Source organism: Sphingopyxis sp. 113P3 (assembly GCF_001278035.1).
Taxonomy (GTDB): domain Bacteria; phylum Pseudomonadota; class Alphaproteobacteria; order Sphingomonadales; family Sphingomonadaceae; genus Sphingopyxis.
This window is the reverse complement of sequence record NZ_CP009452.1, coordinates 2,193,852-2,220,335: the sequence shown is the minus strand read 5'-3', so window position 1 is coordinate 2,220,335 and position 26,484 is coordinate 2,193,852. Positions and strand designations below refer to the sequence as shown.

Genomic DNA, 26,484 nt, shown 5'->3' with positions numbered 1-26,484 from the left:
GATGGCGATGATGGAACAAATCCCGCTCGTGAGCCTCAACGACGCCGCGAAGGCGAGCGGCAAGTCGTACTACGAGGTTTACAATCTCGTCGCATCGGGGCGCCTGTCCCGCATCAAGCGCGGCTCGCGCGTCTTCGTGCCCGCAGCTGAGCTTCGCGGCTACATGGACGATCCCGAGAACTTCTCCGCGCGCCGGAGCACCGCGGTCTCGCCGATCTTCTGGCGCGGGATCGAATATATCCCCGATGATCGCCGCGACGGCCGCGACGTGCTGCTCTGGGTCGATGGTCACTCGGCGCTCTGCTCATGGCGCGACGGCTGGCGGGATTCGGTCGGGCGCATCGTCCGGGGCGCAACGCACTACGCCGACGTGGAAGGACCGGGATCATGAAAGACTTGAACCGCAGCGAGCCGCCTAAGGCGAACATGGCCGAAGGCGCACGCGACATGGCTCGCCTCTGGGGTGAATTGGCGAAGGTCGCGACCGATATCGCGCACAGCCGCCGCACGCTGTTCCTCGCGTATGTCGCGGAGGGATTTAGCGAGGCGCAGGCATTGGAACTGGTGAAATCGATATGAGCGGCCCCCTGAAAAACGCCCGACACGAGAAGTTCGCGCAGGAGCGCGCCAAGGGCAATTCCGTGGACAGATCCTATGTCGCCGCCGGGTTCCGAGCCAACCGCGGCAACGCTGCCCGCTTGAACGCAAATGAAAGCGTGCAAGCTCGCATCGCCGAACTGCAGTCTCGCGCCGCGGAAAAGACCGTCGTCACCGTCGCCGACATCGCCAAGCAGCTGGATGAAGACCGGGAGTTCGCGAGGAAGAACAAGCAGAGCTCCGCGGCCGTGAGCGCCACGCTCGGCAAGGCAAAGGTGCTCGGCCTTCTCCCCGATCGCCATGAGCACACCGGGCGAAACGGCGCGCCGATCGAGTACCGCAACCTGTCCGACGAAGAAATCGAAGCCCGCATCCGGGCGCATGAGGCAGCGCGTGGCGTCGACACCGATTGAACTTGATAACCGGGAATATCTTGCGTTGCTCGACGAGCGCGCGCGGCGCGAAGAGGCGCGGCGTGCGGAAGAGGCGCGGCGCGTAACCGCGGAGAACGAGGCGCTCATCCGCGAGCGCTGCCAGACGCTTGACGGCTTCATTCAGGAGTTCTGGACGATCCTCGAGCCCAAGCGCGAGCTTCGGTTCGGCTGGGCCCTGCTCGCCATGTGCAAGCACCTGACCGCGGTCACGGAAGGGCTTATCCAGTTCCTCCTCATGACCGTGCCGCCCGGCATGATGAAATCGCTCCTGCTCGTCTTCTGGACGGCATGGGAGTGGGGCCCTAAGGGTCGGCCCGATATTCAGGTTCTCGCGACCTCGTACAGCCAGCCGAACGTGCTGCGCGACAACGTCAAGCTCCGCCGGCTGGTCGAGAGCGATAAGTACCAGGCGCTTTGGCCGCTCAAGCTGCGCGACGACCAGAACGCGAAGGGCAAATTCGAGAATACCGGCAACGGCTTCTCCGAGGCGCGACCGTTCAGTTCGATGACCGGCGGCCGCGGCGACCGCGTCAAGATCGACGACCCGCATTCGACCGAGACCGCCGAGAGTGAGACCGAGCGGCAGACCGCGGTCCGTATCTTCCGTGAGGGGATCACCGACCGTCTGAACGACGTGACCTCGTCGGCGATCGTCATCATCATGCAGCGGCTCCACGAGCAGGATATCGCCGCGGTGGCGCTCGAGCTCGATATCGGCTTCGTGCATCTCAACCTCCCGATGGAGTTTGAGGCGGACCGTCGCTGCCAGACATACGTCAACGGCGAACTCTTCTTCGAGGATCCGCGCACCGAAGACGGCGAGCTGCTGTTTCCCGAACGATTCCCGCGGCTCGAAATCGAACGGCTCAAGAAGGCCAAGGGCTCCTATGCCTATTCGGGCCAGTACCAGCAGCGCCCGACGCCGCGCTCGGGCGGCATGTTCCAGCGCTCGGACTTCGAGATCATCGACGCCTTGCCCGCCGGCGAGGCTCGCCGCGTGCGCGCTTGGGACTTCGCGGCCAGCGAGGCCAAGGCAGGCAGCAAGCCCGACTGGACCGTCGGCCTCAAGGCTGCGCTGATCGGCGACCTGTTCATCGTCGAGGATGTCGAGCGTGGGCAATGGAAGCCCTCGGGCGTCGAGACCGTGCTCAAAAACACCGCGTCGCAGGACGGGCCCGATGTCACGGTTCGAATTCCCGAAGATCCCGGCGCCGCTGGCAAGGCGGACGCTGAGACCAAGGTGAAGCTCCTCAAGGGATATCCAGTCACAAAGGTGCGCCCGACCGGCGAGAAGTCTGTTCGTGCACGCCCGGCTGCGGCGCAGGCCGAAGCCGGAAATATCAAGCTGCTGCGCGGACCTTGGGTCACCGCCTTCCTCGATGAGGTCTGCGCCTTCCCCGCGGGAGCGAACGACGACCAGGTCGACGCACTGTCCGACGCAATCAACGAATTGGCCCTCGGGCAAGAGAAGAGCGGCTGGTTCATCTGAGCAACATTATTGCGCGTAAACGCAACATCGCGTAACTATGCGCCATGCAGGCGCAAGGTTCTCTCATCGCAAATGCCGCCGGTGCGATCCGCGATCGCCTCGCGCGCCTCATGCCGTGGGCCTACGGCTTCAACTCGAAGCACGACTTCGCAAAGGACTACGGCTGGCCTGAATGCCTCGGGTTTGAGCAGTTCTATCGGATGTACTGCCGCTCCGGCCTCGCTGCCGCAGCGGTCGACAAGACGATCGCAAAAACGTGGCAGACCATGCCCGCGCTCTGGGAAAGCGAGAAGCCTGCCGAGAGCAAGGCCGAGGTCGCGATCCGCAAGCATTTCGCCAAGAAGAACATCTGGCGCTCGCTCATGGAAGCTGATCGCCGGTCGATGGTCGGCGAATATGCCGGTGCCATCATCCTGCTCCGCGACGGCAAGCCGCTCGACCAGCCGGTCAGCGGGGTACGCCGCGGCGTCGAGAGCATCGCGGGAATCATCCCCGCGTGGCAGGGCCAGCTCACCGTCGTCGATTGGGACAGCGTCCAAGGCAGCGAGACCTATGGCGAGCCCATGTTCTACCAGTTCGACGAGCAGGCCGTCGGCAATCCCCAGAATACCGCAAACAGCCAGGTGCGCATTCACCGCGACCGCGTGCTGATTTGGTCGGATGACGGGACGCTCAACTGCCGCTCCGCGCTCGAGCCCGGGTATGACGACCTCTGCGACGCGATGAAGGTCAAGGGCGCCGGCGGCGAAGGCTTCTGGAAGTCGGCCCGCGGCGCGCCGATCATCGAAGCGCCGCAGGGCGTGACCGTCGAAGACGTTAAGCGCGGGATGGGAGCTTCCACCAACGAGGAGGTGCTGGAAAAGCTCAACGAGAAGGTCGAAGTTTTTCAGGCAGGCTTCGACAAGGCGCTCATGATCGGCGGCTTCTCGGCCAAGCCGATGACCATCACCCTCCCGCAGCCAAAGGAATTCTGGGAGCCCTGCGTGCAGTCGTTCGCGGCATCGATGGGCATCCCGTTCAAGATCCTCGTCGGCAACATCACCGGCGAGCGCGCCAGCACCGAAGACAAGACCGAGTGGGCCGAAACCTGCATGTCGCGGCGCGAAAACCGCGTGCTGCCGATCCTGAATGAGTTCGTCGAGCGCCTCGTTTCATGGGGAGTGCTCGAAAAAAAGGATTGGACCATCGGCTGGACCAGCCTCCTCGAGGCCTCGCCCGACGACAAGCTCGATCGCGCGGCGAAGATGTCGCAGATCAACCAGCAGGCCGGGAGTGAGCCGGTATTCCTGCCCGACGAGATCAGGGAAGAGGCCGGTTACAAGCCCGGCGATGAGGTCGAGGGCTTCGAGGAGTTCATGCGCGAGCGCGAGGCCCGGGCCCGCGAGATGGCCGAGGATGGGCCGACGCAGACAATCCCCGGTGATGAGGTGGTGGAATGAACTTCTACCCCCGGAAGGTGCTCGCGACGAACGAGTGCGAATGCGGCGACACGATGCGCTGGGTTGCCCCGAAGATGCTGCGCCGTCGCGCTTGGCGACAGGAATGCGTCTGCGGGCGCTGCGGCCCGTGGAGAAGCGCGCCTGTCACTATCACCATTCCTGCTTACCCGCCGCCTCCTGGACCACCCCCGGAGCCGAAGAGAGACTGACCATGAGCAAGACCGTCCGCGTCAACGTCCGCCACGCGATCGACAACAGCGCCATCCGCCGCGAGCGCCGCGACGGCCGCGATTACATTATCGTCCCCAGCGCCACCATGCCCGACGGCATCGTCATGAACCGCGTGCGCTACCCCGCCGACGAGATCGCCAAGGCGTTCGGCAGCCTCGAAAACACTCCTGCCCCGCTCGGCCATCCGACGATCGAGGGCGCTTTCGTCTCGGCGAAAGACCCCGAAGGCCTCGCCCGCGGCTGGATCGGCGCGTGGAACAAGAACGTCCGGCGCGAGAACGGCCGCGTCTTCCTCGACAAGGTGATCGACGTCGCCACCGCGAACCAGCTCGACGGCGGCAAAGCCGTACTTGAAGTGATCGACAAGGGCGAGCCGATCCATTCGTCGACGGGCCTCTACTGCATGCTGACCGCGGTCCAGAACGACGCCGAGGTCGACTGGGAAGCATCCGATATCGTTTTCGATCATGACGCCATCCTGATCGGCGAGGAAGGTGCGGCCACCCCGGCGCAGGGCGTGGGTCTGCTCGTGAACGCCGCGAAGGCCGAGGATGGCGCCCAGATCGACGTCATCAACTGCAGCCTCGTCGACGACATCGACCGCGATATCGGCTGGTCTATTGAAAGTATGTTGCGCAGCATTGAACGGAAAAAACAAATTTCGTTGATCGAACGCATCAAAAAGTATATCACCGACATCGTTCAGGGCGACCCGACGCCCGAAAGTGAACCGGGCGCAGCCCTGAATGCAAGCGAGGAAACCATGGATAAAGCCCAGTTTGACGAGCTTTCGGGGAAGGTCGCGGCTCTGTCCGACGCCGTCACCGGCCTCGACGACAAGATCGCCGCCGCAGTCGGTAACGCTGTGAAGCCCATCGCCGACGCGCTCGAAGCGCAGGCCAAGGCCGACAAGGAAAAGGCGGAGCAGGAACATGCCGCTCTCGTCAACCAGGTCGTCGAAGCCGAGCTGCTGACCGAGGAACTGGCCAAGGCCTCGCCCGCTCCGGTTCTCAACGCCCTCCTCGAGAAGGCCAAGGCCGAGCAGTCGGGCACCGCCTTCCGCGTCAACAATGCGTTCAAGCCCGGCGACAAGAAGCCGAGCTTCACCGCTCCCAAGGGGGATGACTGACCATGGCGCGCTACAACAAGATCTTTCTCGGCCCGACCGACAAGAACTTCCCGCAGGTTCGCGAGGCTGTGGCTGCCGCCGCCCTCAAGCCGGGCCGCCTCGTCGTCATGTCGTCGGGCAAGTTCGCCCTCGCCGGCGCCGCGACCATCGGTCAAGTCCTGCTCGTGCAGGACAACTACCTCGCTCAGAAGGGCGTGGACACCGACTGGGCGCAGGACAGCACCGCGGTCGCCATCGAGATGGACGACCAGTGCCTCTACGCGGCTCGCATCGCCAACGGCGTGAACGTCGCTGCCAAGGGCACGGCGCTGACCCCCGCCGCCAACGGCACGCTCGGCATCGCGTCGACCGGTGACCTCATCGTCGCCTACTCGGCCGAGATCTACAACAACAACTCGGGCAGCGAGCAGCTGCTCATGATCCGACCGGCGGGCAGCCAGTCGTATCTCTCGGCCGCGGCATAAGGGGGCATCTGAAATGCGCTATTTCGATCAGCAGCTCATCGCCAACCACCCCCGCCAGCACGGCGTATGGTGGGACGAACTCAGCGTTGTGCGCGAGCATTTCCACCAGACCGAGGATGGTCTCGCCGCGCTCGGCAACGCCGCTGCGGTGCTGCCGCGCGACGCATGGCTCGACCTCGACGGCATCACCCGCCGCGTCATGCGCGCCGATGAAGGCCAGGTCTGGATGGCCGACCTCATGCCGCTCGCGAAGCCCGTCAACATCGGCAAGCTGGTTCACCTGAACCGCGTGTCGTCGGATGCGGGCCGCGTGACGCGCAGCATGTCGGGCCAGGTGCCGACGACCCTCGACAAGGTCAGCTACGACTATCGCGGCACGCCGGTGCCGATCTTCTCGACCGGTTACGGCCGCGAGTGGCGCGAGTGGAACACGCTGCAGAGCGAGAACTTCGACGCGCTGGGCGACGATCAGGAAGCGGCAGTCGCCAAGATCCGGCAGGACAACGCGCTGTACGTGCTCGACGGCGACGCCTCGATCGTTGTCGAGGGCTATACCGCCTACGGCATCCGGACCTCGCCCCTGTCGAAGGCGATCAACCTCGGCAGCGCAGCCGGCGGTGCGGACATCGACCTCACCGACGCGGCAACGACCTCGGATGAGATCGACACCTTCTTCGCCCAGACGCTGGGCGCGATGCTCGATGCGAACTTCATCACCGGCAAGGTCAACATCTACGTCTCGCCGGAGATCGGTCGCAACCTCGATCGCTCCTATTCGGGCGCCGACGGCTTCAAGGGCGGCACATTGCTGAGCTACCTGCTCACCAACCGCCGCATCAACAAGATCGCGGTGTCGTTCGAGCTCTCGGGTAACGAGTTCTTCGGCTTCGTGCCGTCGAGCGAGTACATCCGCCCGCTCGTCGCCATGGCAACCTCGACCGTCGCAATGCCCCGCCTGCATCCCCGAGCGAACTACCAGTTCGAAGTCTGGGATGCGATGGGCATCGAAATCCGCGCGGACTACAACGGCAAGTCGGGTGTCTTCTACTCGACCGTCGTCAACGCCTGACAGGAGCGAGCGCCATGAAAATCCGCATCACCGCCGGCGGCATTTACGGGACGACGGGCGAGGTCGAAATCGGCACCGTGCTCGAGGTCAAGGAAGAGCCGAAGGGCTGGGCCGGGCGCTATGTCGTGATCGACGGCGACCCGAAGGAAGGCGCTGTCGCTCTGACCGGCAAGAACAAGGCCGACCTTCTCGCGATCGCCGAGGCCGAGGGTGTCGAGGTCGAAGCGAACGCGACGGTCGCCGACATCAAGGCCGCTATCGAACTGAAGCGCGAAGCCGGCGCGAATTAATCGCCCTTTCCTCTCCCGGGGCGCACAGGGGCGGGTCGGTGAATAGCCGCCCGCCCTTTTTGTTGAAGGTGACCTATGGCGGCATATGGCGACGACGAGGGATTTGAGGCTTGGCTCGCCGAGCAAGGCCTTGTGCTGCCCGCTGACGCACCCGCGCCCGCTGTCCTTCGCGCCCGGGGCAGCCTCTATGTCGACAGCTACGAGAAATTCTGGACGGGCCAGCGCGCCGGAGGCGTGACGCAGAAGCTGGGCTGGCCGCGCTCCGGGGCGACCGTCAATTGCACGATGGCGATTCCCGACGACGTCATCCCTCCCGCGGTCATCACCGCTGCGTACCGTGCCGCATGGCTCGATGCAGTGACGCCGGGCATCCTCAACGGCTCGGCGGGCACTGCGGGCTCGCGAGTGAAGCGCCAGAAGGTCGACGTCATCGAGCGCGAATTCTTCGACGACGGCAAGGCGGAGATCGGCGGCGGTCCGTCGTTCATCGACAGCCAGATCGACGGGCTTCTCTCGCAATTCGTCTGCGACGACAGCGGGGCCGCCTTCCTTTGGACACTGGGTTGTTAGGAGAACGACATGTCTTTGCATGAACTGAGCGCGGACGAATGGACCGAAATCGTCGGGATGGGCGGCGCGACCTGCAAGTCGATCATCGTCACCTCAGGCCAGGCGCTCGTGAGCGTCGGCGATCCCGAGGGCGAGAGCTTTCATGTCGAGATGAGCGCCCACGGCCACCGCAAGAACATCATCGGCCCGCTGGTACCAGTCTACGCCCGCGCGCTGTCGCCTGGCGCGACGGTGAGCGTCGGCGGCGTCGGCGATGAAGAGCCCGCTTATCTGCCCGGCGATCAGGCGATCGTCACCGACGGGCAGGAGCTCTTGGTAGACGGCGGCACGGTCACGCTCGCGGTCGCCGACGGCGTCGTCACGGCGGAATACGTGGCTGATGAGTGATGGGCATGCTCTATACCATCGGATATCGCGAAAACTATGAGCGCTACTTCCGAGAGCGAGGCGAACTGCACAAGCTTGGCCGTGGTCCGCACCCACAGAAGCCCGGCGAGGAATATCCCGGCGGCTCGATATTCCTCACCCGCGCTGAGGCCGAGGCGGCCGCACCGGAAGGCTATGCGCCTTACGGCGTCGAGACGACGATCGAAAACACCTATCTCATCGGCGACGATCGACATCTGATTGAGACGTCACCGCTCGTGAGGCTGTCGTGAGTGATTTCTACGCCGACGCGCGCCAGATGGCGACGGAACTGCTCGCCCCGACCAGTGAAGGCGGACTCGGGCAAGGCTCCATCCAGCTCGTGCGCTTGGTTCCGGGCGCTGAGCCGACGAACCCTTGGGATCCGCCTACGGCGCCGACGCCTCAGGTCACGACGCTCCACGGCGCAGCGCGCGGCGTCGCGAAGGAACTGATCGGCGCCCCTGTCGAAACCGGCGGCCAGATCGTCGCCACTGACAAAATGGTCATCGTCTCGCCATGGGGCGGCACCTATGAGCCCGGCGACGTGCTCAAGATCGACGGCGCACCGGTCACCGTCCTCAAGATCGATAATATCCCAGCCGCTGGCACAGTCTGCGCGATCCGGTTCATCGTGCGATGAATGACGACCTGCAGGCCCTTATTGACGAGCTCGAGCCGCGGCTTCGCGACGCGTTCCTCGCAGCGATCCGCGATCTACGCGACGGCATCGATATGCCCGCGCTGGAAGCTGCTCTGCGCGCAGGTGATGTTGATCGGGCCATTGCGGCGTTGAATATCGAAAGCTCAGCGTTCTCTCATTACCTTCTCGAGCGGCAATCGGGATATGCGGATGCCGGCGCCGCAGTGTCCGAGCAGATCACGAAGCGCCGCGCCGCGCTCCCAAAGCGCGAGACGACGGACCTGCCTTCGATCAGCTCGCCGCTGCTCCCGCCGTCCGGTGATCCGCCGCCTCCGCCGACATTGGCCGCGCCCGGCGGCGGTAGCGTGACGTTTCGCTTCGACATGTCGAATCCTCGCGCGGCTGAGAAAATCCGCAGCGAGGCCGCGGCGCGCGTCGCGGGCTATGTCTCCGAACAGGTCGACACTGCTCGCAAGGTGATTGCTGACGGCTTCGCACGAGGAGAGGGGCCGACAACCATTGCAACGGATATCGCTGGGCGCATCAATCCGCTGAGCGGTCGCCGGGAAGGCGGGATAATAGGGCTCTCGGACCCACAGGCCGGATACGTCGAGAACATGCGCCGGCGCCTGCTCTCCGGTGACCCTGAGGAGATGATGAAGGTGCTCGGCCGCTTCGATAGGCAGGGCAAATGGGTTCCCGGCACGGGAATGACGCTGCGCGATCGTCGATTCGATCCCGCCATCAAGAAGGCGATTGCCGCGGTCGCTGCAGGGAAGCCCAATCCGCTCGCTGGCGACAAGATTGACGAGATGGTAGCCAAATATTCGGACCGGCTGGTTGCCCGTCGTGCCGAGGACATCGCGCGAACAGAAACGGCGCAGGGCGTCATGCTTGCCCGCGCCGAGGCCTATCAGCAAGCGCTCGACAAGGAGGGACTGCCTGCCGAAGCGGTCGAGAAGACGTGGCGCCATTACGGCGACCCGTTGAATGCCCGCGATACGCACGAAGCCATGGACGGGAAGGTCGTCAAGGGCATCAATGCACCGTTCTTCCTGCCCGATGGCAGCGTCATGCTTCACAGTCACGACCCGGCGGGCGGCGTGAAGAACAACGCCAACTGCCGATGCGGCACCGACTTTTTCCTAAACTTTGCATACGGCTTAACCTGAGGAGAACGAACATGCCTTGTCAGAACTGCGCGCGAATCCGCTCCGCGATCCTCCATGGCCGCATGGCCGAGGCGGCAGGGCTCACCGTGACCGCGCTGCGCGAGAAGATCGGTTTCGTCGAAGCCGAGCCGACCGGCGGCTATGCTGCTGGCGTCGTCGCGATCGAGAAAGACGTGCCGGAAGAGATTAAGCCCCTCTCGGGCAAGGTCACGGCCAAGCCGAAAAAATAATGGCTACGGGCTGGTCAGGTGTGAACCCGGCTGCGTGGGCAGATAACGCGGAAAAGCGCATGACGGCGCTGCTGCGGAACTCTGTCCAGAAGCTTGCGGAGGCGGCTGCGGCGGAGGTTCCTGTGAAATCCGGCAACCTTGCCAAGTCGGTGGTAGTCGATGACAAACCACCGAAGCGCGGCGAGCCCGATCAGAAACACGAGCCGGAAGACTTTCAGCTCGGCGTTACAAAGCTCGTGCCAGGTGGCGAAGCGTATGTGGGCTGGCAGGCGATCTACTCGGCGCGCGTCAACTACGGCTTCGTCGGCGAAGACTCGCTCGGAAGAACCTATAACCAGAGTGGAAACGGCTTTGCGGAGCGTGTCGCAGCGAAGTGGCCCGCGATCGTCAAAGAGCAGGCCGCCAAGATGGGAGGGAGGTAATGCCATCAATTCAGACGACGGATTGGCTGGCGCTGAAATCGCGCATCGACACGCTGGTCACCAATCCGGCGATGACGAAATTCGAGCCCGGCGACATCCTCACCCCGCCGACCGACGCGAACGGACCCGCGCCGTATATCCTGCTCTCCGACGTCACGAATGAGCCAGTCCGCGTCGGCCTCTCCGCGCGGCCCGTCGTTGGCGTCGACCATATCCGCTCGGGCACGCTCATGCTCGCGGTGCAGTGGCCGATCGCGCGCGCGGTGACGCATGCCCAGCTCAGGGAGATTGCCGGACAGATCGCAGCGCATTTCCCCGCCGATACGTGCATGAACTTTGGACAATCGCGCCTACGGACGACGCGCGACGCGGACGCGATGCAGGACTATGTCGATGGCGCTTACCGGGTCGCCGTCGTGCGGGTGTTTTGGTCGTCGATTTAGAAGGGCTGTTCAATCTTCGGCTTTGGTGGCACTTTCCGCGCCATGACCCGCGCCTTCACCATGCTCGCCGCCAGCCTGGCATTATCCGCATCCGCATCCGCGCGATCGGACACGGACTATCCCCATAGGGACTGGGGGCAGGTCGCCACGCTCGACATGTCCGTGACTGAGGCGACCGCATGCATCACAAGGGAACTGAGCAGGTCCGGCAGCGCAACAGTCATCCCCGCCGACGGCGGAAACGATATCGATTTTAAAGCATCATCAGGCTTTTTCGGCGGCACCGTCAATGAGCCTTGGCAGACCTTCAAGGTAAGGGAGGTCGATGGAAGCATCGTGCTCCGCGTTTTCTATCGCCATCCGGTAAATAAAAAGCGAGTCGCCAAGCAAGTTGAGAAAATGCGACGGCACTGCCTTAAGGTCGTCAACATCGATCCAGCGTTATAATTCAGTCCCATTAAGGCCGCGCTCAACCAGGCGCCGAACGGCCTCGGGCCGGGATGGCAAATCGCTTTGCTCACGACGGAAGCTGTCAATCGCGTCGAGCATTGAGCGCTCGAAACGGACATTGACGGCCTCCGAGTCCACCGGCGGGCGCCCCATCTTTTTTGATTTGTTAGCGCTATTATCTGTTGACATGCCGATTTCATAGCGCCATAAAGTTCGGGCGGCAAGGGAAATTGAGCCTTCCCCGCCGCCCTAACCGAAACGATCAACAGGAGTGATCGCATGGCTACGCATACATTACACGCCGATCCGCGCATCGTCGACCTCGATATTGGCGGCATGAAGCCCTTCTGGTCTGCCAGGCACGCCGCGGAAGACTGCTTGGCCGAAGCGCACGCTATGCTGACCTTCATGGCGGCAGCCCTAGAAATGAGCGAGGGCCTCGGAGACCAGACATTCAAGGGCGCGCGTAACGGCGAGATCTATGAAAACAGTATCCGCACCCTCCGGGACAGCATCAAAGCGCAAAGTCTCAACGGTGTGGCTCGCTTGGTCGCGACCGCCCTGCATTGCAATCATATCGCCTTCGGGGAGGCCGCGTGATGGTCACAAAATCCACAGCCGCAATTGAGCTGCCCCCGCTGAACATTCAGACGGTAACCTTCGTCCTCATCGGCGATAGCCCGCTCATCGTTCACGCATGGAGCGAGAAGGCAAAGCGCCAGATGCTCGACAAGCAGATGAAAAAGGCGACGAAGGCAAAGGAGGCCAAAGACCCCGAGGCTGACTATGAGGCATGCTTCTACAAGACCGAAACCGGCGCCTACGGCTTCCCGGCGATCGGCGTGAAGGCCGCGATGGTTTCTGCATGCCGCTTCGTTGACGCCAAGATGACGGTGATGCGCGGAGCCTTCCACATCGATTGCGAAATGCTGACCGTGAACGGCGAGCCACGACCGCGCGAGGATATGGTGCGCGTCGGCATGGGTACTGCTGACATTCGTTATCGCCCGGAGTTTCCTGAATGGAAAATCCCGGTCATGATCAAATTTAATGCGTCCGTCATCAGCGCCGAGCAGATCGCAAATCTTCTCAACGCAGCCGGCTTCGGCGTCGGCATCGGCGAATGGCGACCCGAGAAGAACGGCTCCTATGGACGGTTTCATGTCGCGAGCAGCGAGGAGGTTGAATAATGGGCATGGTCTATAGCTGGAAGCCGGGCGCGCACCACTCGCCCGCGATCGAGGCGCAGGTCGCCGGTGAGGAGCTTGAGCGCATCCGCGTCAGGAATAACGGGCGCCTCGAAAACGCCGATGTCGTCGATGCTGCGCGGGACAAGAAATCGCCGCTCCATCCGGCGTTCGAATGGGACGACAAGAAGGCAGCGTCTGCGTATCGACTGGATCAGGCGGGCTATCTCATCCGATCGATCGATGTCGTCATCACGAAAGACGCGACCGAGCCGAAACCGATCCGCGCGTTCGTGTCGGTGAAGCGTGACGCGGATCGGTCTTATACCTCAGTCCAACATGCTCTGTCGGATGATGAACTTCGGGCCCAAGTCGTCGCCGCGGCATGGGCGGAATTGGAAGCATGGCGGAAACGTCATGCAGAGCTGGTCGAACTCGCGGAGATTTTCGCTGCGATGGATCAGGCTCGGGCCGCCTAAATGGGCCCAAAACATGGCTGGCGGGGTTAGGCGTGGTGAGGCGAGGCCAGGAATGGCGACGCATGGCGCGGCAGGCGGGGCGGGGCGCGTCTTGGCACGGCAAGTCCAGGAATGGCGTGTCACCGCAAGGGAAGGGCGGCTCTCCGGGGCCGCCCTTTTCGATGGCGCACGATAAGAAGCCTTGAATGTAAGATTATTGCGCATCTGCTCTCTGTGATGTAATGTTCCGTCACTTTGGAACCGCCCCCTCGTGGGAAACAGGAGCGCCGGGACATGGCATTGCAGGCTGTCAATGGATCGAAAATCTTCATCGGGACGCGGGTCGCGCCCAAGGGTGAGGTAACGCTGGCCGACTTCACCGCGCAGGAAACCGAGTGGACCGAGATCGGCGGTTGGACCCAGAGCGGCGCCCTCGGCGACACGCAAAACCTCATCACCCAGCCTTTTATCGGCGAGGGCCGCGAGCGGCAGATCAAGGGCACTCGCATCGGCGGCGCCATGGAAAACACCTTCGCGCCGATCGCGAACGATCCCGGGCAGACCAAGTTCAAGGCCGCGATCGACAGCTGCTCGCCCTATGCCTTCAAGGTCGAATGGGGCGCTGGCTGCGCGAACGAAGGCCCGGTGACGATCAGCGTTGCCGACCCCGGCGTCGTCACATGGGCAGGCGGTCACGGCCTCGAGGCAGGTTCGCCCGTCATCTTTACGCCGACTGGCGGCAACCTGCCGACCGGTCTCTCGCCGGACACCGTCTATTACGTCGTCGAAGCGGGGCTGACCCCGACCGCGTTCAGCGTTGCGGCAACGCCCGGCGGCGAAGCGATCGAGACCACGGTCGCCGCGACCGCTTCCAGCATCACCGCCACCGCGCAGCCGGCGGGCCAGACTGATCTCTTCTTTGGCCTCGCCATGCCCGGCGCCAAGCAGGGCGGCGCGGCCAACACCGCGCTCCTGCGCAACTGGTCGATCGCGGTCGACAGCAACATCGTCGAAGTCTGAACAAGCTAAGGGCGGCGGCCTGCTCGGGGTCGGCCGCCGCTCTTAGACCCCGAACTGACCCCCGCGAGAACCACGATGGATATTGCCAACCTCAACAAGAAAGTTGACCTCAACGAGGGCCATTGGATCGACGACATTCCGGACATGGAAGGCGTCCGCTTCAAGGTCCGCAGCACCAATTACAAGCCCTTCCGGGTCGCAACCGCCGGGCTCGCGCGTCGCAGCGGCAAGAAGCTCCGCACCGACGAAGGCATGGTCTCCTACACGATCGGCGCAGGCAAGCCCCTCGCCGAGCATATCCTCCTCGACTGGGACGGCGTGAAAGAGGGCGGCAAGCCGGTCAAGTATGACCCCAAGCGCGCGCTCGCCATCCTGACTGCAGACGATGATTTCGGCATCGGCGAGACCTTCCGCCGCGGCGTTGAATATGCGGGCGACCGGGTCGCCGAACGGATCTCGAGTGCAGCGAAGGAGGCGGCGGGAAACTGACGGCGGCGCTCCTCTGGTCGCTCGACCACAACGAGGAGTGGAAGGCAGCCAAGGCGAAGGCCGACGCGGAGGGCTCCGAGATCCCGGAAATCTTGGAGCCCCCCGAAATCCTCGAAGGCTTCGGCGGCTGGTACGAGGATTTCTGGCTCCTCTCCACCAACCGCCAGATCGGATTCGGCGTCGGACCTATCCCGCAAAGTGAGATCGACCGGCACGTCGCCGGATGGAGTTACGAGGATGTAGAAATGTTCGAAGTCTGCATCCGCGAGATGGACAGGGTCTACATGATGCGGATGAACAAGACCGAGGACAGCATCCCAGCCGTAGGCTCGCCGATGGAGGCGTTCCGAAGCGCCACATCGGGCCGCAGGGGGAAGTAGGCCGTGGATATCGCCGCCCTCGCCCTCAACATCAACTCCGAACCCGTCGAGCAGGCCATTGACCGGCTCGACCGCTTTGCGGCCGCCTCCGATCGCGCCGCCAACGCCGCGAAGAAGGTCAGCAGCACCGGCAGCACGGCGAAGCTCGGGCAGGAATATGACCGCGCCGCACGCGCCGCCGATCAAGCGTCGGGCAGCATCGGCCGCATTGCCGACACCGTCGCGCGAGCGAACCGGGCGCTCGTGGCTGCGAATGACAACACCGGTCGCAGCTTTGCCAGCGCGAACGCTCATATCGACGCTTACCGCAAGCATCTTGCCTCCCTGCCCGCTGCGGCCAACCAGGCCGCGACCAGCGTGACCAACACAGCGACGGCGGTCACGCGTCTCTCTGCCTTGACGCAGCAGGCCGATAGCCACGTCATCGCATATCGGACCAATCTGGAACGTCTGGCGACGGCGAACAAGGCGGCGGCTGGGGCCAGCGGGACGGCGGCGGCACAGGTTACCGCCGTGGGCGCAGCTACGCGGACGACGTCATCGCTAGCATCCGGACTCATGGGCATACTAGGCGGGCTTGTCGGCGTCATCATCGGGTCGCTCATTGGCGCCGTGATGGAATGGGTCGCCGGCCTATGGGAAGCTGACAAGGCGATGAAGGCCGTCGAGATGGCGTCTGACGGGCTGGGTGATGCCCAAAGTGCGCTCGGCAAGATTTTCGATCTAACCACAGGCAAGATTAAATCTCAGAATGAGATGCTAATCCTGAACGCCCGGCTTATGGCGGCCAATTTGCGCGGTGAGGCGGCGAGGGATAAAGAGGCGGCGGCGTCCGGTCTGTCTGATGCGCGCAACGCCACGATACGCGGTTATGCCGGAGCTCTTCAGCGGACGCTCAACCCGCGAGCATATGAGGCATCGCAGTTCGAACGTGAGAAGCTGCAAGATATCGCCCGGCGGGTCGATATTGGGATTCTGGGCGAGAGCGCGGCGGCCAAAGAGGCACGAAATATCGACTTCTCCAAAACGGGGATTAGCGAGAGCGACTTTCTGAACACGCTTGCGAAGCGCTATTCTTCGGTCGCGAAAATAAAAATTGCCGAAGAGCTGGAGAAATCGCTCGATACGGGCAGTCTGTCCGACGTGTTCCGCGAAGACGGTCCCGCGGGACGCGCCCGCACGTCGGGCACTCGCGGGGGTGGAAAGACCGAGGCCGAGCGCATCGCTGATTTCATCCGCCAGGCGAAAGACGCGATCGAGGTCGAGGAGGCGCGCGCCAAGGCGATCGAGATGAGCGCTGTCGAGGCCGCGGAGCTCGAGCAGCGCACCAAGCTGCTCAATCAGGCCGAGCAGTCGAAAATCAAGATCACCCCCCAGCTCACCGAAGATATCGACAAGCTCGCAAAGGCATACGCCGCCGCCAAGGTCGACGCGGACACGTCCGAGGTGGTCAAAAAGACGACCGACGAGATTCAGCGTCAGCGTGACGCGATCGCCGACGAGATCGCGCTGATCGGGCTTCGTGGCGAGGCCTATGATCGCGCGCGTCGCGAACAGGACGCCCAGCGCAAGTTGCGGGGGTCTCTTCCCGAGGGGTCGATCTATGTTGGCGACAATCTGACTGGCCGGATGTCCGACGATATCGAGAAGGCAAATCGTGACCGTCGCATCGCGGAGATAAAGCAGGGCGCCGAGGATGCCACCTATGCGATGGACCTTGAGCGTGCGGGGCTCGAGCTGACCGGCCAAGCCGCGCTTGAATACTCCTTCATTGTCGACCGCCTCAACGACGCCAAGCGTGCCGGCATCAATCTCTCGCCCGCCGAACTTGCGGCGATCTATGACGCGGCCGAAGCCTACGCAGCCCAGCGCTATGCGCTCGACCAGCAGGCGAAGAAGATCGCGGACACGCGCGAGATCGCGCGGAACTTCTTTACGGACATGATGAGTGGACTGCGCCAGAGCGGCAACGCTTTTCAGGCCTTCGCCGATGCAGCAACTAACGCGCTCGATCGTATAATCGACAAGCTGTTGAACCAAGTGTTGGATGATTTCCTATTCAACCTGTTCCCGTCCAGCGCGGCCAAGCTACAGTCCTCGTCTCTTACGATGATCGCCAATAACCCTTCGATTTTCGCGCACGGCGGCGCCTTTGATCAGGCGCAGCGCTTCGCGACTGGATCGGCATTCGCGAATAGCATCATATCGACCCCGACCCTCTTCAAATTCGCCAAGGGGACCAAGCTTGGCCTGATGGGCGAGGCGGGCCCGGAAGCCGTTATGCCCCTCGGGCGCACGCCTGACGGGAAGCTCGGCGTTCATGCGATGGGCGGCGGTGGCGGTGGAAGTCCTGCAACAATCAAGATGGGAGATATCCATCAAGAAATACGCATCGACGGTGGCTTCACCCCTGAAACCGCAGTCGCCATGATCCGGCAGGGGGGGCAGGCTACTATTGAGCAGATCCGCCGCGAGTTGCGCTCAATGCTTGTTCAGCTCGATCAGGACGGGACGCTGCAATGACGATCAAGATCTATCAGTTCCCCACGTTCCGGATTGAGCGGCAGCTCTTCCACACCCCGGGCGCGGGCTATGATGGCGGCCTGACCTCGGGCGGCGCGCAGTTCATCTCTCCCGAGCCCGGCGGCTTCGGCGTTTTGGAGATCGCGCCGGCGATCATCGACACCGAATGGGATGTGCCTCTCGCCTCGTGGGTCATGTCGAAGATCAGCGGGCAGGTCTTCCGCGTGCGCCTCGCCCCCTCCCCGCAGGTCGCCTACAGCCGCAAGCGGGGCATGATGGCCGTGCCGTGGGACAACGGGCAGTCATGGTCCAATCAGGAGGACTGGGACGGCGATTTCACCGCCACTTTTGCGGCCGCCTCGCTCAAGGGCACGACGACCGTCCAGTTTGACCTCACCGGCGTCGGGCCGATCGTCGGGCCCGGGCATGTCATCGGCCACGAATATGACTGCTATCTGGTCGACGAGATCACCTACGACGGCGACGTCGCGACTGCGACCATCACGCCGCCGCTGCGCCGCGACGTCGGCGCGGGCGATAACTGCTATCTGCGGCCTTGGTTCACCGGGCGGATCAGCAACGGCGGCGATATCCGCGACGCCTACAATAGCCTCGGGCATGTAAAGCCGGGCAACATCATCCTTCACGAGGCGATCGTATGAGCGAATTCTACGATCAAATCGACGCGATCATCGGGGACGCCGATAGCGTCGCCGACATTCGGGCGACGGTCCGCAAGTGCTGGCTCTACGATTTCAGAGATGACCCGGTTCGGCTCTGGGACGGCCAAGGTATCTTCATAGACTCTGATGGCAACGAATGGTTGGGAACAATTGATGCCAACGGCGGAAATATGCACACGACGCCCGGACTGCAAGATGGCCGCGACGGCACGAGCGCATCCTACACTTTCCAGCTCATTTTACCCAATTCCGAAGAAATAGACGCCCTCGCCTTTTACAACGGCCTCAAGGCAGAGCAGGCCAAAGTCTCGGGCCGCACGCTCACCTGCTATCTTGCGCTCTTTCTTGACGGTGAAGGAGTGCGGCCCGGCTCTCCCCTCTCTTTCTACAAGCAACTCGTGATGCAGGCGCCGAAGTTCTCGGAGTCGATCACCCGCGACAATGCCGGGCGGATCACCAAGCAATATCGCTGCTCGGTCATCGCCCGCGACAGCAACTCGGGCCGGAGCATGATCCCCGGGCGCACCTATGCCGACACGATGCAGAAGCGCCACGCGGCCCAGCTCGGCGTCACGGTCGATCGAGGCTCCGAATATCTCGCGCTGCTCGCCAACCGGACTTATCAAATCCCATGACGGACCTGGTCGACCTCACGCTCCGGGACTGGCGCTCGCATCCGTTCGTTTACGGCGAGAGCGACTGCATGCTCTCGATGGGCAAATATGTCGCTGCGGCAGGCGGCAAGGATATCACCGGCGACTTTCTCGGGCGATATTCGACGCAGGCCGAAGCGCTCGCGATCATGGAAGAGCACGGCGGCGCCGGGGCGCTGTTCGCGGCAATGGGGCTCGAGCGGGTCGAGGGGCAGCCGCAGCGCGGTGACGCGCTCGAGCTCGTGCACAGCGAAATCGACACGATTGGCGCGCTCTGCACGGGCGAGGGCGTCGCGGTTCGGCTTGAGCGCGGCGTGACTGAGGTCGACCTGCGGTTCGTCAAATGGCGGGGGGCGTGGCGTGTCGTTCGTTAAGAAGCTGGTCGCGATCGTCGCGATCGGGGCCCTGGCCTATTTCACACTTGGCGCGGGAAACATCTTCGTCGGGCTAGTCGGGCAAGGTTTTCTGGCCAGCGTTCTCGGCGCTGTCGCCTTTGCCGTCGGGTCGATGCTTATTCAAAAGGTGTTGATGGGTGGGCGCGATACGCCGGCGATGGACGCGGGCAAAGTCAACGTCCGCATTGCCGAGCCTTCGCGCTGGCTGAACGCCGGACGCGCCCGGCAGGGCGGCGGCGTACTCTTCGCCGAGTTCGATGGCGCCGGGAACCTCTGGTATCTCGTCGTTCACAGCGATAGCCTCATGACCGGAACCCCCGCCTATTTTCTCGACGATCAGCCGGTCACGATCGACGGCTCGCATACCGTCATCCAGAAGGACTTCCGCCTCAAAAACAACAAGGAAAAGGACGCCGCCACCGTCGACGGCGAAGGAACGGGATACGTCCAAATCTGGACCACGACTTACACCGAAACCAACCCGACGCCGCCGCGCATCACCGCGCTCGACGGCGCCTTCCCCACGAAATGGACCAGCGACCATCGGCTGGTCGGCACGACGTTCAGCGTCGTGAAGATGAAGGCCTTGCCGCCGGAGCATCGCTACAAGATCTACCGCTCGCGCGGTCCGATCGGTCTCGGCGAGCCCTCGGTTAGCGTCGTTGCCGACTGGTCGAACGTCTATGATCCGCGCGACGAGACCCAGACGCTCGGCGATCGCACGACGTACAAGCCCAGCCGCAACGCCGCGCTCATCTGGGCATGGTTCCGCACGCATCCCTACGGCCGCAACAAGCCCGAGAGCAGCATCAACTGGGAGCGCGTCGCCGAGCAGGCCGACATCTGCGATCAAGAGGTCGTCGGTATCGACGGCACGCAAAAGCGCTACGAGGCAGGGGTCGGCATCATCGACACGAAGCGCCGCGTCGACGCCGAAATCGAGATCCTTCTCGCGATGGACGGGCTCATTGTCTTCGACGAAGACGGCAAGACATGGGCGCGGGCTGGCTATTGGTACGCGCCCACGCTCAGTTTCAGCCGAAACCGCGACATCATGGCGATGGAGAGCGTCGAGGCGCAGGACGGCGAGAGCGACACGCAGGGCGTTATCGTGCGCTACACGGACCCGAATGCGAACTACACGCCGCAGCCCTCGCGCGCCTGGCTCAACCCCTACTATTACGACGAAGAGACGACACCGAATTTCCTGACCGTCGACATCCTCGCCTGCCAGAACCACAATCAGGCGATGCGCCTTGCCAAGGCGATCGGCCTACGCTCGCAACCGCTTCACAAGATCGCGCCGACGGTCGGGCTCCGCGGTCTCCGCGCGCGGCACGAGCGCATCATTAACCTCAATTACGACAATACCTTTGCGGGCGACTATGAGATCGCGACGCCGGTCGAGCTTGAAGGCGCCGGCATCTTCACGAGTTTCGGCGCCGTGCCGATCAATGAGAACCGCTGGACGCTGCTCGAGGGCGAGGAAAAGTCGCAGCCGGTGCTCGACAGCGCCGATGCGGGCCGCGTGCCCCCTGCCGAGCCGACCGGCCTGTCCTCGACCTTTGCCGATGCGCGGATCCGTACCGAGTTCGACGCGCCGACGCGCGAGGACGTGACCTTTGAGGCGCAATATATCCTCGCGTCCTCCTATGCCGACGACCCTTCCGACGAATGGGCGGCAATGAACGTCGACATGGAGAACGGCGTTGCCCTCTCCCCGCAGATCATTGAGGGCGCCGAATATCTGGTCCGCATGCGCGCCGTGTCCGCGTCGGGGCTGTCGTCGGACTGGACCGAGCCGTCGAGCGTCGTGGCGATCACTGCGGCGCTTCGACTCGCCATCTATAACAGCTGGATTGTCGAGGCGTCGCAGGGCGAAGCGGTGATGACGATCGCCTCAGACGGCACGCTTACCATCATCGACCATACGCGCCGCTATCCCGACGGCTATCCAGACCTTGAGGTCGAGGGGGACGTCATCGCGACCGGGCTTTCACCGGGCGATGGCCGATCGGTGGCCTATGACGACATCAATCGCGCCGGCGGGACGGTGACCTATGACCTCTATGCCGATGACAACGAGGCACGGACCAGCGAGGCCAACCCCGGGCGGCACTATATGGGCTATTTTTACGTGCCGACCAGCGGCTCAAGCGGCGGCGGCGGCGGCGGCAACCCGGGCGGGCCCTGCGTCACGGTCGACACGCCGATCCTCATGGCGCGCGGCGACCGGCGCGGACCTGGCGCTGAGAAGATCGCGGCCGATATCCGCGTCGGTGACTATGTCTGGACCAACCACGAAATCACGATGAAGATCGGCGCGTATCGCGTCACCGCGATCGAATTCGTCGAGCAGCCGGTCTTCAAGGCGGACGGTTACCCGCGCGCGACGGAGCATCACCGCTTCTTCCTCGATGGGGAATGGACGGAAATCGGCAGCTTTGGCGAACCCGACGGAGTGGCGATGGTCGCGAAGATCACAGTCGAGGATGCGCATACGTACATCTCGGCGGGCGTCCTCTCGCACAACATCAAACCCGAGGTCTGAGTTTCCGAAAATTTCGCTGCGCTTGCTGATTATTGCCGCATTCTGTATGACGGCGTAATAATCTTTCAAAGGTGCTAGCATGAGCGCAGTCGACACCCTCAGGGACGCACTCTTCGGGAACCCCCCTTCGCCAACGATGGAGCCTTCGCGTGAGGGGGTGCTGGCTGCATTTTCCGAGATGCAGCAAAACATCACAGGCATCGTCAGCGGCATTCCTTCCTACCCTACGACGGATGATTTGCCCGCCGTGACAGCCGATGACGATGGCAAGCAAGCCCGCGTCTTCGCGGACGAGGATCCCGGCAACAACACATTCTGGATCGTCAAGGACGGCGAGTGGGAGGTGGACAACTCATTCACTGGCGCCCTTGCGGCTGCGGTCCAACCCCTCGTCGATGAAGTGCAGGGGATCGCGGACAGCCTGAACGGCATCGTGCAGGAGGTATCGGGGTCGGACAATATGTTCGACATCACGGCGATCCGCGCGGGAAAATATGTCAACACGACGAGTGGTAACATCGCATCCGACGCGGCATGGTCCTGCTCAGCCTTCATTCCGGTTGAGGAAGGCAAGACCTATTCTATCAGCGCCGCCAAGGCGCGCCCATCGGGCGTCGCTTTCTACAGCGCGGCGAATGACACCGGATCGTCGCTCGGCGGCAGCACCGGGTCGGAGGGCTGGCGGGCCGTCGTCGCGCCTGCCGGGGCGAAATATATGGTGATCAACGTCAAGTCGAACGCGATCACCCAGCCCGCATGGATCATGGTCAACGAAGGTGCCATCCCGCTGCGCTGGGTTGCGTTCGCGGCGGCGACGACGCGCCTTCAGGAGCAGGCGCTGCCCAAGCCTACGGAAGCCTTTCTGGACACGATCGCGGCGGACATCCTGACGACCGTTACCCCGACCAACCTGTTCAACCCGGCTGCCGTGCGCGATGGCTTTTATGTCAACACGACGAGCGGGAACATCGGCGCGGCAGGGGGCTGGAGGGCATCCGACTTCATTCCAGTCGAGGCGGGCCAGTATTACACGGTCAGCGCGTCGGCGAACCGCGAGGCTGGCATTGGCTTTTACAGCGCTGCCGCAGATACCGGATCGTCGCTCGGCGCTACGGGCGGCTCGAACGGTACGCGAACGGTCCAGGCGCCGGCGGACGCGCACTACATGGTCATTACGGTCCGGTCTCCGACCTTCCCGAAACCCGACTGGATCATGATCAACGAGGGCGAAGAGGCGCTGCCTTACGAACCCTATTTCGCGCCCTATACGGCGGTGCGCGGCGATGCGGTCGAGAGGAGCGTAAGCAGCGGGCTTGGGCGTGTCACCCTCTCCGGCGACGGCTCCAATGCCAGCAATGTCGAAAGCGCCCGTTCGGGCCAGTCGGTGCGGCATGACTTCATCGCCTTTCCCGCAGCGAACCTGACCGCCTTCCCCTGCCGTCTCAACCTGACCGGGGCCTATCTCGGCGGCGCCCAGGTCCACGCAGGGGCAGACAATATCGCGCCGGATCGCGTCTGGGCCGACGATATTGGTGCAAATCACGGGTTCAAGCTCAACAGTTCGACTTGCACAGGTCACGGCAAGACCTCGGACGATGAAGGATCTGTCTGGTCGAGCGGCGGCAATGAATCGGTGCTGGTCAAGGTCGTGGACGCCAATACGCTTCTGCTCGCACGCCGCACGGCGAACCTCGGGCCAGCGGTTGGTACCTTTACCCATGTGAGCGGCGCGACGAATACCGGGTCATTCACCACCACGGCGAACGGCGGCAACATCCAGTGGTACCCGCCCCACACAAGCCTGACGCGGTCGGTGCAGGTCGATGGCAGCCCCGTCGCCCAGCACGAGGGGGCATGGGACTATTCGGACAGCGTGCTGATCTCCGAAACCTGTGGGATGCTCGCACGGTCGGAAATCATCAATTGGTGGATCGCCAACGGCGGCGCCTCGGCGGGGAGCGAGCCCGAGGGCGATCCCTCCTATTGGACGAACACCGCCTACCGCTTCGACGCCTATGGCCAGATGTCGATCTATTGGAACTGGCTGTTCGTCAAGGAAACGCCGGTCACCTATCTGCGCGGGCTCCAGCACATGATGACGGGTGCCGAGCAAATCATCGTCCCCAGCGCGGTTCCGTTCACCTATCAGGGCAACAGCGTGAACTTCGCGATGGGCGAAGCCGCCGACATCGCCGTTGCGGGCGAGGAAGAAATTCTCTTCGGCAGCGATGAACTTCAGGCTGAAGGCGAATATGGTCACCGGGTCATCGTCGATTATGGCGCCAATGCCCTCGTCATGGGCTTCCTGCCGGTCGGCGATGCCGCCCTCGATGTCCGCCGTACCCGCGTATCGAACTGCGCGCTGCAACTCGCGACCAACGGCAAGGTCTATTTCCGCGCGCTGGACAAGGGCGTCCACGATGCCCAGCCCGGCGACACCTATTCGATCGTTGCCTATCGGCAGGTCGTCTCGATGGTCGACGGCGATCCCGATACCGTCATCGTCCGGCAACCCGGTTCGACATGGATCATCAAGGACTGGCGCGACCGGAGCGGCCTCGTCCACTTACCGATCCCCGCCGACCTGATCGGACGCGGCTTTATGGTCGTGGACAGCAAGAATGCCACTGTCGTCGGCAGCGTGTTGTCGGGCGCCTTGGCGGTCACGCTCGATGCGGAAGACGACAACGCCTATGTCGTGATCGAGGTGACGGCGTGACCTCCCAATCCGAACTCCACACCCATGAAGGGGACGCGCGATGACGACTATCAGCGATGACGCATTCGTGCGCCTGTTTCAGGAGCGCGCGGGGCTCGATCCGGTCGACGGATGGGCGGGCAAGGACACGCTGGCTGAGCTGGACAAACTGCTGCCCCCGCGCCCCTCGACCGAGCAGAATGCCGCCACCGGCGAAATCCCCGAAGACTATTGGCCCATGCTGTCGAAGATCGAGAGCAATGACCGGCTCTATGCACTGCCGCCGATCAACCCAAAGACAGGGCGGCCTTATTCGAGCGCGTCGGGGCTCTACCAGTTCATCAAGTCGACGTGGGAGGGTGAAGGTGGGCGATGGGGCACCGATCCCATGAAAGCGTTCGGCGGCCTGCAACCGACCGCTGACGAGCAGCTTGCCCGCGCCAAGACCTTCACCGCAAAGAACGCGGCCTATCTGAAAAGGCAGGGCATCCCGATCAACCGGGCCTCGCTCTACGCGGCGCACTTCTTCGGGCCGCTGACCGCGGCGAAGGTCATCGGCGCAGACGTCGACGATCGCGCGGATCTGATCGCGGGAACGGCAGCAACGAACGCGAACCCTTCGATCTTGAGGGGCAAGACCGTGGGCCAGTTTCTGACGTGGCTGCACGGAAAGACGGGAGCATGGGCACGGTGACCGGACAAGAGATCAACGGCATCATCGCGGCGATCCTGCTCGCCCTCGGGGTTGCAGCGCCGGTTCCGGCCTTCGCGGGCGGGATGCTGCTCGCGCTCGGCGCTGCCTATGCTGTTCGATCGTTCCGCGGCGCTGAGACCCGAAAGGGCATCGTCCTGTCGCTCTTCACGGGAGCGCTCGTGGCAATTCTCGCGGCCGGTGCGCACGAAGTCACCGCGGACGTCTGGCTATGGGGTTCGCTGGGCCTTCAGGCTCAGATGGCGCTCGCTGGCGGCCTGTCGCAATCGCTCGCAGAGGGCTTTCTCGCATTCGGGGGAGGGCTCAAGGATCGTCTCGGAAACCTGCCTGGGGGCTTCAAGCTACCGGGAGAACGCGAATGAACGCGGCAATCAATTTCGGCCTCGCTGCCGCATCGGGCGCGATGGCGCTGCTCACCTGGCATAGCAACATGCCCAAAATCATCGCCATGCGGGGTCGCTGGCATGCTGGCTGCGAGTGGCTGCTCGGGCTGGGGCTCGCGCTCCTGTCCCCTGCCCTGCTCGCCCATGCGCTCGCCGACACGCCGGTGAGCTGGCATTTCGTCGGCGCGGACACGGCCTTCATCACCTATGCGTTCTGCCGCTTCCGCTGGCTGAAATCGCAAAGCTCGGGCAGCTGGAAATGCTCGGCTTAATCCTGCCCCTCGCGACCCGTCTGGTAGGCGAGCGCTTCGCCAAGGCCGCGTCGTGGGCCTTCATCGCCCTGCTCGTCCTCGGTGCGCTCTACGCCGCCTATTGCTGGGCATGGGATCGGGGCCGAGATTATGAACGCGCGGCATGGCAAACCGAGGTCGCCGAAATCCGTAAGGAGCGCGACGACGCGATGGCGGCGCTCGGTGCGGCGGACGCCAAGGATGCCGACGCGCTCGAAACCAGCATCACCGAAAACCGAAAGGCACTGGACGATGAAACGGCGAATCTACCTGATCAGCCTCTCAGCGATCGTCAGCGGGCTCGCGCTTGCCGGGAGCTCATGCGGCAGGGACGCCGATGTCCGGCACCTGCCGCCGCCCCCTGAGCGTCTTGCGACGGATCAGCGGTCACAGCCCCGCCCGATCATGCCCGAGACAGCAGCGACCAGCGAGGCCGCCTATGAGGCATGGGTGAGCGACGTTTTCGATTGGGGCGAGCGCCGGAACGGCGTCGCATGGCGTTGGTGTCAGCTCTACAATAAGTTCGCGACGACACCGGTGGACTGCGGGCCGGAGCCGCCAGAGTAACAAGTAGATTTCTCCCCC

The 26,484-nt window shown here is 63.4% G+C and carries 35 protein-coding genes; all 35 read left to right on the top strand.

The window, feature by feature from the left end:
• Nucleotide 1: 1 nt before the first annotated feature.
• The 35 genes from LH20_RS10840 to LH20_RS23495 all read left to right on the top strand — a co-directional run bounded on the left by LH20_RS10840 (nucleotide 2) and on the right by LH20_RS23495 (nucleotide 26,466).
• Complete coding sequence (locus tag LH20_RS10840; RefSeq protein WP_053554209.1) at nucleotides 2-391, top strand: type IV toxin-antitoxin system AbiEi family antitoxin domain-containing protein; 390 nt, start codon at nucleotides 2-4, stop codon at nucleotides 389-391.
• A complete protein-coding gene (locus LH20_RS10835) occupies nucleotides 388-579 on the top strand; it encodes a hypothetical protein (protein ID WP_053554208.1) in 192 nt (63 codons plus the stop codon). The genes LH20_RS10840 and LH20_RS10835 overlap by 4 nt, the downstream gene beginning before the upstream one ends.
• A complete protein-coding gene (locus LH20_RS23750) occupies nucleotides 576-1,010 on the top strand; it encodes a hypothetical protein (protein WP_053554207.1) in 435 nt (144 codons plus the stop codon). The genes LH20_RS10835 and LH20_RS23750 overlap by 4 nt, the downstream gene beginning before the upstream one ends.
• Nucleotides 991-2,520, top strand: coding sequence for a phage terminase large subunit (gene terL / locus LH20_RS10825; protein WP_235526948.1), 1,530 nt, complete (start codon nucleotides 991-993; stop codon nucleotides 2,518-2,520). The genes LH20_RS23750 and terL overlap by 20 nt, the downstream gene beginning before the upstream one ends.
• A gap of 44 nt (nucleotides 2,521-2,564) precedes the next feature.
• A complete protein-coding gene (locus LH20_RS10820; RefSeq protein ID WP_053554206.1) occupies nucleotides 2,565-3,959 on the top strand; it encodes an anti-CBASS protein Acb1 family protein in 1,395 nt (464 codons plus the stop codon).
• Nucleotides 3,960-4,170: 211 nt separating this feature from the next.
• Entirely contained in the window at nucleotides 4,171-5,319 is a 1,149-nt protein-coding gene (locus LH20_RS10815; RefSeq protein WP_053554205.1) for a hypothetical protein, read from the top strand.
• A 2-nt stretch (nucleotides 5,320-5,321) separates the two neighbouring features.
• Nucleotides 5,322-5,783: a hypothetical protein gene (locus LH20_RS10810; RefSeq protein WP_053554204.1), complete on the top strand. Its 462-nt coding sequence runs from the start codon at nucleotides 5,322-5,324 to the stop codon at nucleotides 5,781-5,783.
• A 13-nt stretch (nucleotides 5,784-5,796) separates the two neighbouring features.
• Nucleotides 5,797-6,852, top strand: coding sequence for a major capsid protein (locus LH20_RS10805; protein WP_053554203.1), 1,056 nt, complete (start codon nucleotides 5,797-5,799; stop codon nucleotides 6,850-6,852).
• Between the two features lie 14 nt (nucleotides 6,853-6,866).
• Nucleotides 6,867-7,142 (top strand): hypothetical protein, encoded by a 276-nt coding sequence (locus LH20_RS10800; protein ID WP_053554202.1) that lies wholly within the window; start codon nucleotides 6,867-6,869, stop codon nucleotides 7,140-7,142.
• 75 nt (nucleotides 7,143-7,217) lie between these two features.
• Nucleotides 7,218-7,712: a DnaT-like ssDNA-binding protein gene (locus LH20_RS10795; protein WP_053554201.1), complete on the top strand. Its 495-nt coding sequence runs from the start codon at nucleotides 7,218-7,220 to the stop codon at nucleotides 7,710-7,712.
• A gap of 9 nt (nucleotides 7,713-7,721) precedes the next feature.
• Nucleotides 7,722-8,099 (top strand): hypothetical protein, encoded by a 378-nt coding sequence (locus LH20_RS10790; RefSeq protein ID WP_053554200.1) that lies wholly within the window; start codon nucleotides 7,722-7,724, stop codon nucleotides 8,097-8,099.
• Nucleotides 8,100-8,104: 5 nt separating this feature from the next.
• Nucleotides 8,105-8,371, top strand: coding sequence for a hypothetical protein (locus LH20_RS10785; RefSeq protein ID WP_144423564.1), 267 nt, complete (start codon nucleotides 8,105-8,107; stop codon nucleotides 8,369-8,371).
• Nucleotides 8,368-8,760, top strand: coding sequence for a hypothetical protein (locus tag LH20_RS10780; RefSeq protein WP_053554198.1), 393 nt, complete (start codon nucleotides 8,368-8,370; stop codon nucleotides 8,758-8,760). The genes LH20_RS10785 and LH20_RS10780 overlap by 4 nt, the downstream gene beginning before the upstream one ends.
• On the top strand, nucleotides 8,757-9,932 hold the full coding sequence (locus LH20_RS10775) for a hypothetical protein (RefSeq protein WP_053554197.1): 1,176 nt from the start codon (nucleotides 8,757-8,759) through the stop codon (nucleotides 9,930-9,932). Before LH20_RS10780 ends, LH20_RS10775 begins: the two co-directional genes overlap by 4 nt.
• 62 nt (nucleotides 9,933-9,994) lie before the next feature.
• Entirely contained in the window at nucleotides 9,995-10,162 is a 168-nt protein-coding gene (locus LH20_RS23500) for a hypothetical protein (RefSeq protein WP_158501125.1), read from the top strand.
• Between the two features lie 59 nt (nucleotides 10,163-10,221).
• Nucleotides 10,222-10,584, top strand: a complete 363-nt coding sequence (locus LH20_RS10765) for a hypothetical protein (RefSeq protein ID WP_053554195.1) — start codon at nucleotides 10,222-10,224, stop codon at nucleotides 10,582-10,584.
• Nucleotides 10,584-11,027: a phage tail terminator-like protein gene (locus LH20_RS10760; RefSeq protein ID WP_053554194.1), complete on the top strand. Its 444-nt coding sequence runs from the start codon at nucleotides 10,584-10,586 to the stop codon at nucleotides 11,025-11,027. The genes LH20_RS10765 and LH20_RS10760 overlap by 1 nt, the downstream gene beginning before the upstream one ends.
• Nucleotides 11,028-11,069: 42 nt before the next feature.
• A complete protein-coding gene (locus tag LH20_RS10755) occupies nucleotides 11,070-11,474 on the top strand; it encodes a hypothetical protein (RefSeq protein ID WP_053554193.1) in 405 nt (134 codons plus the stop codon).
• A 282-nt stretch (nucleotides 11,475-11,756) separates the two neighbouring features.
• Nucleotides 11,757-12,077: a hypothetical protein gene (locus tag LH20_RS10750; RefSeq protein ID WP_053554192.1), complete on the top strand. Its 321-nt coding sequence runs from the start codon at nucleotides 11,757-11,759 to the stop codon at nucleotides 12,075-12,077.
• Complete coding sequence (locus LH20_RS10745; RefSeq protein ID WP_053554191.1) at nucleotides 12,077-12,667, top strand: hypothetical protein; 591 nt, start codon at nucleotides 12,077-12,079, stop codon at nucleotides 12,665-12,667. Before LH20_RS10750 ends, LH20_RS10745 begins: the two co-directional genes overlap by 1 nt.
• Nucleotides 12,667-13,143 carry a hypothetical protein gene (locus tag LH20_RS10740; protein WP_053554190.1) on the top strand — a complete coding sequence of 159 codons (477 nt, stop codon included), beginning with the start codon at nucleotides 12,667-12,669 and terminating at the stop codon, nucleotides 13,141-13,143. The genes LH20_RS10745 and LH20_RS10740 overlap by 1 nt, the downstream gene beginning before the upstream one ends.
• A gap of 273 nt (nucleotides 13,144-13,416) precedes the next feature.
• On the top strand, nucleotides 13,417-14,142 hold the full coding sequence (locus LH20_RS10735) for a hypothetical protein (RefSeq protein ID WP_053554189.1): 726 nt from the start codon (nucleotides 13,417-13,419) through the stop codon (nucleotides 14,140-14,142).
• A 75-nt stretch (nucleotides 14,143-14,217) separates the two neighbouring features.
• Nucleotides 14,218-14,631, top strand: coding sequence for a hypothetical protein (locus LH20_RS10730; protein ID WP_053554188.1), 414 nt, complete (start codon nucleotides 14,218-14,220; stop codon nucleotides 14,629-14,631).
• Complete coding sequence (locus tag LH20_RS24405; protein WP_442800463.1) at nucleotides 14,568-15,011, top strand: phage tail assembly chaperone; 444 nt, start codon at nucleotides 14,568-14,570, stop codon at nucleotides 15,009-15,011. Before LH20_RS10730 ends, LH20_RS24405 begins: the two co-directional genes overlap by 64 nt.
• A gap of 3 nt (nucleotides 15,012-15,014) precedes the next feature.
• Nucleotides 15,015-17,534: a phage tail tape measure protein gene (locus tag LH20_RS10720; protein WP_053554186.1), complete on the top strand. Its 2,520-nt coding sequence runs from the start codon at nucleotides 15,015-15,017 to the stop codon at nucleotides 17,532-17,534.
• A complete protein-coding gene (locus LH20_RS10715) occupies nucleotides 17,531-18,196 on the top strand; it encodes a hypothetical protein (protein WP_053554185.1) in 666 nt (221 codons plus the stop codon). The genes LH20_RS10720 and LH20_RS10715 overlap by 4 nt, the downstream gene beginning before the upstream one ends.
• Nucleotides 18,193-18,852, top strand: coding sequence for a hypothetical protein (locus LH20_RS10710; protein ID WP_053554184.1), 660 nt, complete (start codon nucleotides 18,193-18,195; stop codon nucleotides 18,850-18,852). Before LH20_RS10715 ends, LH20_RS10710 begins: the two co-directional genes overlap by 4 nt.
• Nucleotides 18,849-19,244: a DUF6950 family protein gene (locus LH20_RS10705; RefSeq protein WP_053554183.1), complete on the top strand. Its 396-nt coding sequence runs from the start codon at nucleotides 18,849-18,851 to the stop codon at nucleotides 19,242-19,244. The genes LH20_RS10710 and LH20_RS10705 overlap by 4 nt, the downstream gene beginning before the upstream one ends.
• A complete protein-coding gene (locus tag LH20_RS10700; RefSeq protein ID WP_053554182.1) occupies nucleotides 19,231-21,816 on the top strand; it encodes a Hint domain-containing protein in 2,586 nt (861 codons plus the stop codon). Before LH20_RS10705 ends, LH20_RS10700 begins: the two co-directional genes overlap by 14 nt.
• A gap of 79 nt (nucleotides 21,817-21,895) precedes the next feature.
• A complete protein-coding gene (locus LH20_RS10695; protein ID WP_144423562.1) occupies nucleotides 21,896-24,535 on the top strand; it encodes a hypothetical protein in 2,640 nt (879 codons plus the stop codon).
• A 40-nt stretch (nucleotides 24,536-24,575) separates the two neighbouring features.
• On the top strand, nucleotides 24,576-25,208 hold the full coding sequence (locus tag LH20_RS10690; protein WP_053554180.1) for a hypothetical protein: 633 nt from the start codon (nucleotides 24,576-24,578) through the stop codon (nucleotides 25,206-25,208).
• Complete coding sequence (locus tag LH20_RS10685; RefSeq protein ID WP_053554179.1) at nucleotides 25,196-25,588, top strand: hypothetical protein; 393 nt, start codon at nucleotides 25,196-25,198, stop codon at nucleotides 25,586-25,588. The genes LH20_RS10690 and LH20_RS10685 overlap by 13 nt, the downstream gene beginning before the upstream one ends.
• Nucleotides 25,585-25,881, top strand: coding sequence for a hypothetical protein (locus tag LH20_RS10680; RefSeq protein WP_053554178.1), 297 nt, complete (start codon nucleotides 25,585-25,587; stop codon nucleotides 25,879-25,881). Before LH20_RS10685 ends, LH20_RS10680 begins: the two co-directional genes overlap by 4 nt.
• Nucleotides 25,869-26,264, top strand: a complete 396-nt coding sequence (locus LH20_RS10675) for a hypothetical protein (protein WP_053554177.1) — start codon at nucleotides 25,869-25,871, stop codon at nucleotides 26,262-26,264. Before LH20_RS10680 ends, LH20_RS10675 begins: the two co-directional genes overlap by 13 nt.
• Before the next feature lie 40 nt (nucleotides 26,265-26,304).
• Nucleotides 26,305-26,466, top strand: a complete 162-nt coding sequence (locus tag LH20_RS23495) for a hypothetical protein (protein ID WP_158501124.1) — start codon at nucleotides 26,305-26,307, stop codon at nucleotides 26,464-26,466.
• Nucleotides 26,467-26,484: the final 18 nt, after the last annotated feature.